1 pseudogene is annotated in these 1,383 nt (G+C 53.2%); it reads left to right on the forward strand.

Features of this window, described 5'->3' with window-relative positions:
* The first annotated feature begins 43 nt into the window (after positions 1–43).
* Positions 44–1,289, forward strand: a pseudogene (locus ACFV9G_RS29875) (IS3 family transposase).
* Positions 1,290–1,383: the final 94 nt, after the last annotated feature.

Here is a 1,383-nt window from a genome sequence, read left to right on the forward strand (position 1 = left end):
GAATAGCGTTGACACATTTTACTCACGCACAGAGGAAAATGTGATGAACCAGTATATTAAACGCACACAACGCGATTACTCTCTATCCTTTAAACTGGCTGTCGTCGAACAGGTCGAAAAAGGCGAGATGACATACCGCCAGGCGCAAGATCGCTACGGTATCCAAGGCAGCCAGACTGTCATGAACTGGCTGCGCAAATACGGTCAACTTGACTGGCGAACTTCTCCTTCCACCAGAACGTGCGGAGACAACATGCCCAAACTCCCCCTGACGCCCGAACAGCGTATTAAAGAACTTGAGCAGCAACTGGCTGAATCTGAAGTCAAAGCCCAGTTCTTCGAAGCTGTCGTCAAAGTGATGAACACCGACTTTGGCGCCACGCTGACAAAAAAGCAGCTAACCGCCTTATCGCGCAAACACAAGTACCGGGACTCACAGTAACGCGGGCCTGCCGATGGATGGGCATCAGCCGACAAGCGTGGTATCAGTCCCTGCAGCGTGAAGCAGGCAAAGAGGAGCAGGCCCGGCATCTCGTCGAACAGGTGACGGCCATCCGCTTGCACCAACCCCGACTGGGGACACGTAAGCTGCATCACCTGTTGCGGCAACACCCCGAACCGGCGTTGCATGTGGGCCGTGACCGGTTGTTCAGTATCCTGCGCTGCGCGCGGTTACTGGTGATGCCTAAACGGGCGTATCACAAGACGACGCACAGCCATCATCGTTTTTATCGCCATCCCAACCTGCTAAAAGCGGGAGACAATCAAGTAATAGCCAGCCGTCCGGAACAGGTATGGGTGGCGGATATCACCTACCTGCCGCTGAGAACGGGGACGGCGTATGTCAGCCTGGTAACGGATGCCTGGTCGAGAAAAATCGTGGGATATCACGTGCATGACAGTCTGCATACCCGGCATGTCGCCTGCGCGTTCAAAATGGCACTGGCCGGCAGACGCACGGCGTTGCCGTTGGTGCATCACTCGGACAGGGGTATCCAGTACTGCTCGCAGGAATATCAGGCGTTACATCAGCAGTATGGCGTCATCTGCTCGATGACGGACGGGTATGACTGTTATCAGAACGCGCTGGCGGAACGGATAAACGGGATACTCAAAACGGAATACCTGCTCGGCAGGCCAGAAGATATCGCGCAGGCAAGAAAGATGGTCAGGGAGTCGGTGAACCTCTACAACACGCGGCGGCCGCACTTGTCGCTGAAATACAAAACGCCCGATGAGGTTCATCGGGCGTTATCCGGTTGAAAAGTGTCAACCTATATCAGGACTAGTCATCTTAAATTTTTATATCTCCTGTCAATTTAAGGCCTACAGTCAATAGGCTTATTAAATCATTAAGCGACCGTCTTCGCATTATTCCTATTT

The sequence above is a fragment of the Nocardioides sp. NPDC059952 genome, assembly GCF_042730435.1.
Lineage (GTDB): Bacteria > Actinomycetota > Actinomycetes > Propionibacteriales > Nocardioidaceae > Nocardioides.